The organism is Cytobacillus citreus (assembly GCF_018343665.1).
In the GTDB taxonomy this organism is placed as follows: domain Bacteria; phylum Bacillota; class Bacilli; order Bacillales; family Cytobacillaceae; genus Cytobacillus; species Cytobacillus citreus.
Genome location: NZ_JAGYPM010000001.1, coordinates 28218 through 35228, shown reverse-complemented (window position 1 = coordinate 35228; position 7011 = coordinate 28218). Strand labels below are relative to the sequence as shown.

Annotated in this window: 8 protein-coding genes and 1 pseudogene; all 9 read right to left on the bottom strand. The window is 38.9% G+C overall.

Annotated features, from left to right (window positions below; translation table 11 throughout):
• A pseudogene (locus KHA94_RS00280) lies at positions 1–614 on the bottom strand (hypothetical protein); the annotation flags it as partial.
• A 14-nt stretch (positions 615–628) separates the two neighbouring features.
• The gene (locus tag KHA94_RS00275) at positions 629–1492 is read right to left on the bottom strand and encodes a phage tail family protein (protein WP_213100181.1); all 864 of its coding nucleotides are present in this window, start codon (positions 1490–1492) and stop codon (positions 629–631) included.
• A complete protein-coding gene (locus KHA94_RS00270) occupies positions 1493–4828 on the bottom strand; it encodes a phage tail tape measure protein (RefSeq protein ID WP_213100180.1) in 3336 nt (1111 codons plus the stop codon).
• Positions 4829–4840: 12 nt separating this feature from the next.
• Positions 4841–4963 (bottom strand): hypothetical protein, encoded by a 123-nt coding sequence (locus KHA94_RS26165; RefSeq protein ID WP_275950849.1) that lies wholly within the window; start codon positions 4961–4963, stop codon positions 4841–4843.
• A gap of 44 nt (positions 4964–5007) precedes the next feature.
• Positions 5008–5325: a phage tail assembly chaperone G gene (gene gpG, locus KHA94_RS00265; RefSeq protein ID WP_213100179.1), complete on the bottom strand. Its 318-nt coding sequence runs from the start codon at positions 5323–5325 to the stop codon at positions 5008–5010.
• Between the two features lie 60 nt (positions 5326–5385).
• Positions 5386–5949, bottom strand: a complete 564-nt coding sequence (locus KHA94_RS00260; protein WP_213100178.1) for a major tail protein — start codon at positions 5947–5949, stop codon at positions 5386–5388.
• Positions 5950–6300, bottom strand: a complete 351-nt coding sequence (locus KHA94_RS00255) for a hypothetical protein (protein WP_213100177.1) — start codon at positions 6298–6300, stop codon at positions 5950–5952.
• On the bottom strand, positions 6297–6677 hold the full coding sequence (locus KHA94_RS00250) for an HK97-gp10 family putative phage morphogenesis protein (RefSeq protein WP_213100176.1): 381 nt from the start codon (positions 6675–6677) through the stop codon (positions 6297–6299). Before KHA94_RS00250 ends, KHA94_RS00255 begins: the two co-directional genes overlap by 4 nt.
• Entirely contained in the window at positions 6674–7003 is a 330-nt protein-coding gene (locus KHA94_RS00245) for a phage head closure protein (protein WP_213100175.1), read from the bottom strand. Before KHA94_RS00245 ends, KHA94_RS00250 begins: the two co-directional genes overlap by 4 nt.
• Positions 7004–7011: the final 8 nt, after the last annotated feature.

The window sequence follows — 7011 nt, the reverse complement described above, 5'->3', positions numbered from 1 at the left end:
CGCACATAGTAAGTTAAATCAGCAGGATTGTCATCTATCTCATCACCTGCCATCGCACCGATCATTTCAGGTGTAATTTCATCAGGACCACCCTTTCTATGATCATGTGCATGCTGTTTCATATGTGTGGGTGATGCAAGACCACAAAGTTCCAGATTGCGTCTTTCATCAGTAATTTGAGAGTTTTCTATATAAGATTTACCAGCTACAATTGTGATGGTTGCAACACATATTTCATAAATCTTTGCCGTGCGTTCAAGAGTTGGTGCAGATCCACCAACCACTCCTTGTTTTACATAAGCATTGATTGACCGCAAGTCCTTATCCAACCTAATGACAATGCGGTCTTTTCTTTCTTGTGCTTGGTCAGCTGTCACATGTACAAGTTTGAGATGTGCATCGTTTTCGTATCGATAACCCTCTAGATAGGCAAGACCAGGACTAAGTGTCGTTTCCATTGATGTGCCTGCAGCTGTCACTTTTAATCCATTCACATCTTTATCGAGAAAAACTCCACCTTGAAATAAAGTACGGAAATACTCAGCAAAAGCATCCGCGGAATACCTCCGTATATCAGTAGGTGTACTGTCAAAAAAAGATGATTTTTCTGCCATGTTCTCACTCCTTTCTAAACTCCGACATATCGCTTGCGCCAATTGATTACTACATTTGCATCCTCCGAATTGGAATCCATATTGTATTCAATTTCGTTATAGCCAACGTCGAGTTGCCAAAATATGCTGTTTTCATCCAACCAGTTAAAAGCTCTTGTTTGCTTACCTGTACCATCTATAATTAGCACTGTTTTATTACCAAATGCTGTCCTAACAATTAACTTGTCGTTAGCTCCGAGCGTCCGTTTTACACGGATAAATTCTCCTGTTGTTTTATTTGTAACAATGGGATTTACTGCAGGACCATGAAAAACTATTTCCACCGGTACCTCTACATCCCCATCGTTTAATAGAGTGGTAGAAGAACTTTTCATTGCGAATTCAACTGGTAAAGTAAACGGAAATTCCATACCGCCAATCCATGCACTCATTGGTTCACTTTCAATATGTGGATCAAGCCAGAAAGGATCGTGACATTTAAGATCAATAAGAGCCTTTTGGAACATTTGACCTCTATTATCCCAACCGCTTGGGAATATCGGAACATGTTCAGAGGTTGCTTTTATCTCGCGCGCAATACCTCTATTTTCATATCTGAGTGTGCCTTGACCTAATTTTGGGTTGAAAACAGAAGCAATGTAAGCTCTCTTTTTTAACAGATCCTCTTTGTTGTTTGCTAAAATTGATATTTCTAAACTTTGGTATCGTTCAGTTAAAGTCGAATCGATATATGTTGAACCATCCTGAAAAGGTGCTTTCTGATCTTTGATATCAGCTTGCACATCACCTAGACCATCTATTTTAGACAAGATAAAAGGAGCCCTATTTGAGAACTCCGCAATATGTCCTTGGGATGAGGTAAATAATAATTTCTGCATTTATTGAAACCCCCATTCCATTGCCTGTTGTCTGCTTGCCTGTTGTTCTTTTCTCGCTACTTCACTAGGTGTGAGTCGATTAGAATAGAAATGGTTGTTGGTAGTTGGTGAAAATACTTTTTGGGATTGAATATCATTATTTTGCATTGTCCGAGCGATCCCTTCACCTATAGCCCCTAGAACTGCATCTGTCAAAGGTAAAGCCGCTTCTGCTCCTGCTTCACCAAAACCTTTTAAACCGTAAGGCGTATTAAAAACTGTCGGCTTTGTAAAGACGGCACCTTTTGCATACCAATCTACACCGATTTTTGGTACACTTGGAGGATTTAAACTAAACTCACCGGTAAGTTTAAATTTAGGAAGCTTAGGCATTTCGATTTTAGGGATTTTCAATTTCATGTTCTCGAAGAAACCCTTAATATCATCAACCAAACCAGATATTTTTTCTTTTGCCTCTTTGATGGGAGTGAGAATTTTATCCTTAGTTTGGATGAATTTTTCCTCTGCTTTATTCTTTAATGTTTCGAAAGCTGTAAGAGCATTTGTTTTTATATTTTCAGCTTTCTCCGTAACTTCATCCGTCATCATTTTCCAATACTTCTTGGTTAACCCTACTGTTAAATCAAAAGTAGTACCTACCTTATTTTTGAATACTTCCCATTTTGATAAGACTTCTCCAGTTTCCCAATTAACATGTTCAAGATGCTCTCCTGCTTGTTTTTTAGCCTCACCCACAACATTTTTATGCATATCCTCAGCATGTTTAACAGTTTCGTCTCTTTGCTTTTTAGCTTCTGCTATCATTTTTTCAGCTTGTTCTGCTGTTATAACTCCTGATTCGTCACGCATACGAATAATAGCTGCTATTTTTTCCTTATATTCTTTTTCAGCTTCTTTGACAGCATCTGTCCTTTGCTTATTAGAATTTTTCACAACCTCTGCAGCTTGGCGAGCTGTTATATCTCCAGCTTGTTGTTTCATTTTTTCGAGAATAACTTTAGATTCAACTTCATTTTTAGAAAGGTATTTAACGGCATTTTCATTCATGATCTGTTGGATATTATTTATTGTTTGTTGCTCTCTTTCGGTTAGCTCTCTTTTTTCAGCAGCAGCCGTTTCAATAATTTCTTTAATCCTTTGCCCATGATATTGCTGTCTTTCTTGTTCGGCTTTGTTTCTTTCATCGATTTTAGCAAGGATCTTTTCTTCCTCTGTATCTGTGAGGACGTTAGAATTTATGAAATATGCTCTTGTGCTTTCAAGTTGTTTTGTATGTCTTTCGTCCATTTTGGCAAGAATTTGCTCATTCATCTTGCTATACGACTCGACTAAAGATGCAGCCATTTCTTCGGTCATTCTTTTTTGCCCTAAAGTCATTTCTTTGACTTTTACAGCTGCTCCATCCGATAACTCGAAGAAACCTTCTAATGCCTTCTTCGTACCTTTTGAAATACCTTCTCCGAATCGATCTATTTCCGGAATTGCATCACTAGCAGCATCTTGTACAAGTTTAATCCCTCCAACTACCGCAGTGAGTCCTGGTACAAGGGCAAATATTGCTGTCTTTAATGGTCCCGGGAGTTCCATGATCTTTTCCCAGTTTTTATAAAGAGCAATTCCTCCTGCAGTCAATCCTGCAATTGCTGCTATGGCTAGACCTACTGGACCTGTTAAGGCAGTAAATACAGCCGCTAATGCTCCAACAGCTGGCGTAGCTGCTGCAGCTCCCGTTGTCACAACTGCAATAGCAGCTGAAACTGTTCCAAGTGCTGAAACAATGGCTCCTACACTTGATACTAGTGCTCCAAGAACAACTAATGCCGGACCAATTGCTGCTGCAATACCTGCAACAGCAAGAATTGTTTTCTGTGTACCTTCATCTAATTTGGCAAACGCCCTTGTCCACTCTGTTAATTTTTCTACAACGTCTCTAAGAATAGGTATAAGGATTTCTGAAAGCTTAATAGCCAAACCTTCTAAGGCAGAAAGAAGAGTCTTTAATTCTCCTTTCAGGTTATCGCTCATCGTTTTGGCCATTTCCTTTGCCGCTCCGTCAGCCTTTTCAAGCATATCAACATTTTCCTGCAATGCGCCTGATCCTTTTTCTAACAGTACAGCCCAATGTTTATAAGCTTCTGCACCAAATAACATCGACAAATATGCAGCCTTTTGTTCTTGAGTCATGCCTTTTAACCCAATCTCAAGCTCCTTAATTACCTCTGGCATAGATTTCATATTACCAGCAGCGTCAAAGAACTCCATACCTGTATTCTTAATCACTTTACCCATTCTTTTTGTTGGGTTAGCAAGTCTAACTAAAGAAGATGCAAAAGCTTGACCTGCTAAGGATCCTTGTATACCCGCATCACCTAATGCCATCATTGCTGCTGTCGAATCTTCTAATGTCCAACCAAGTGAGTTGGCCGCAGGTGCTAAGTATTTCATTCCTTCTCCCAGCTGTTCAACATTTGTATTCGCGCTAGCTGCTGCTTTCGCTAAAACATCTGCAACATGCCCAGCCTTACCTGCATCAATGTTAAATGCACTAAGGATGTTAGATGCAATATCAGCCGCACGTCCTAAATCAAGCGCACCTGCAGCAGCTAGGTCTAGCATACCTGGCATTGCGGACAGAATGTCTTTGGTTTTAAAACCAGCCATTGCTAAGAATTCCATTCCACTTGCTGCTTCGGTTGCACTATATTTTGTATCAGCTCCAAGCTGTTTAGCTAGATCCCTTAAATCGGTAAAATCTTTACCTGTTGCCCCGGATATGGCGGATACTCTAGACATTCCTTCTTCAAAGTCTGCTCCTGCCTTAACAGCTGCAGTCCCAAGTCCTACTATAGGGGCTGTCAATTTCATTGAAAGTTGTCGGCCAACATTTTTCATTGATTGACCTACATTTTTCAGTGTTTGCCCTACTGCCTGCATTCTTTGGCCCCATTGATGCCATGCACTAGATTGCAGTCTGATTTGCTGATTTAATCTTTCCAGTTCAGCTTCTGTGCGCTGCATTTGAGCCTGTGCGTTATTATAGGAAATCAACATACGTTGAGTAGCTGCATCATCCTCGCCCTTTGTCACTTTTAATTGCTCGTACCGCTGCCTTAATTGCTCTACTTTAGACTGCTGTTGTTGCAATGATTGCTCAAGCATTCGAGATTTAGCCCTCATACCGTCAAGAGAGTTACCAAAACCTTGTACGCCTGCACCGGCTAGCTTAAATTCAGATTGTACTAACTTAAGTTGTCTATTTACATCCTGGATACCTCTTTGAAATTGTGCATGAGTTAAGGTTAGATCAACCTGTAAAGAGCCTACTGTAGCAGTCATGATTCCACCTCCCTATAACCACGGAACTTGATCTGCATAGACAACCTTTTCCTCTTTTTCTTTTGAATAAAGTTCAAAATAAAAACCGATGTCCATTTCATCGATTTCTGTCAGTTTGTAACCCTTTTTATCCATTAAAAATCGATATAAATTTTTAATGGAGGTATAAGGGTCTATTTTTAGTTTTTTGGGTATGGTGCACCATTTTCATCAATTTTGATACCGCTAGTTGCTTTACTGATAACTTCAATTAATATTTCTTGTAATCTAAAAGTGAAGCCTTCGAGGGGTAAACCGTCTAAAACATCATCAATTGAAAATTGATTATTAAAAACCTCACACACAAATTGAACCAGATCGTCAACCGTCTCTTCATCGAGCGTATCTTTTTTAGATAACTTTTTATTGAGTGCTACAGCAGTTCTTAAAATACGGCCCTTAACGCGGGGAACACTAAATGTTTTTTCTTCTTCACCCATCAATAATGTGATTCTCACAATATCGCCTCTTTCGATTTAATAGAAAAAGAGACGGATCGCTCCGCCTCTTACTTAGTTTTATGATCCCGGTACTTCTTGTTTTGGTTTATAAACTTCTTTAAACCAGTTATCGATAACTGATTGATTAACACCTGTATCAGTTGAATCAATACTCGCACGCCATTTTCCGTCTTCACGAGAGACAAATTTTCCAGAGATTGTTGGTGTTTGGAATTCTACATTCTCTCCTTTGGTTTGGGCTTGTTGTGTAGGAGGATTGAATTTTCCTTTGTAATACCAGTAGTAACGGAACCCTCCGCCAGATAAAGGAATTCGGAATCCTATTGAAACGTAAGGCGCAATGTCATCCGCGCTATCCTCAATCACTCCGTCTGAATTTTTCTCCTTACCAAGTAAAAAAGCATAATCATCTTGCGTTAGGTCTGTCATTCCAATTTCGAAATCAATATCTCCCAATGCTTCTGCTACTTCAACAGCTCGATCATCACCGTACAAAGTTGTAATGTTGTAGTTTGGTGTGATATTTGCAGAAATGGCGGGAGATAATTTTCTTGGAACTCCAAGTGTTTCATCATCTTCAACTTTTGCTGCATAAAAGTCTCTTAAACCAATAACAGGCATTTAAATTCCTCCTTCTTGTGTAAAACTAAATCGTATAACCTTATGGTAGAATTCAATTTCATCCTCATAAAATTCTGTTTCCATGATTCTTGTAAAACCGACTTTTTTAAGGCTTCCTTTTACTTGCTTTACTAGATTTGAATAATTATATTTTGACCAAATATCAACTTGGATAGAATGTGCTGACTTTATCTCTTCATCATCAGCAAATAAGGCTCCGCGCTGATTATATTCAAAAAAAGTAATATAGGTATGTGGATTGAGCGCCTTTTCTTCTGGACTAAGAGCTTGAAAAGCAACAGGAAAGCCTAAAGGAGTCAAAGTAGATATAATAAGAGAGTTGAGACTCATAATCTCAACTCCCTGCTTATCTCGTCTGCCATAATCCTTTGAATTTGACCAACATTATTTTCAAAAGATGGAGCCATAAAAGGTCGTGCTGAAATATGCCTTTTAACACGAACATTGTAAAATCCAAACTCTATAAAATGCCCATAGAAATAGCTTCTTTCTGGTCCTACAAGCACCTTGTCCATCTTCTTTTCAATCACAATGTTATCTTTTATGTGTTTACTTCCCGGACCAGTTGGAGCGTTATTTGATATTTCTTGTTTTAGATGCTCGGCACCTTTCATCAACGCCTTTTCCTTCACGACTTCCGCTTGGTTGCTCATAGTTTCAAGTCGTCTTAAAAGTTGGTCCATCCCTTGTAACTGTATTCCTGTCATTTTATTTCCCTCCCAACAATTGTGAGAGTCTTGTTTAATTCATCATCATTTATTGGCGGAGCGATAATTTCGAAAAATCGAGATCCGAATTTAATCCTCATTGACGAATCAATTCCCGTTGTGTATCTAATTATAAAGCGTTCATCCTGTACAGATTGAATAGATGCGGCTTGATGAAACTCCCTACCTTTTAAAGTCTTAATCATAGCCCACACTGTTTTCACATCTTCGTATCGGTCTTTTTCGGGAATTGGAAAACCATCAGCATCCTTTGTTCCTTTGTCTCTTTGAAAAGTAATTCGGTGTTTAAATAATGCTGGATTCACACTTAAAC

Excerpts from the sequence above, each read along its gene's own strand:
- KHA94_RS00255 (WP_213100177.1), bottom strand. The coding sequence starts at position 6,300 with ATGAGTCTCAACTCTCTTATTATATCTACTTTGACTCCTTTAGGCTTT.
- KHA94_RS00250 (WP_213100176.1), bottom strand. The coding sequence starts at position 6,677 with ATGACAGGAATACAGTTACAAGGGATGGACCAACTTTTAAGACGACTT.
- KHA94_RS00260 (WP_213100178.1), bottom strand. The coding sequence starts at position 5,949 with ATGCCTGTTATTGGTTTAAGAGACTTTTATGCAGCAAAAGTTGAAGAT.
- KHA94_RS00275 (WP_213100181.1), bottom strand. The coding sequence starts at position 1,492 with ATGCAGAAATTATTATTTACCTCATCCCAAGGACATATTGCGGAGTTC.
- KHA94_RS00270 (WP_213100180.1), bottom strand. The coding sequence starts at position 4,828 with ATGACTGCTACAGTAGGCTCTTTACAGGTTGATCTAACCTTAACTCAT.
- KHA94_RS26165 (WP_275950849.1), bottom strand. The coding sequence starts at position 4,963 with ATGGATAAAAAGGGTTACAAACTGACAGAAATCGATGAAATGGACATC.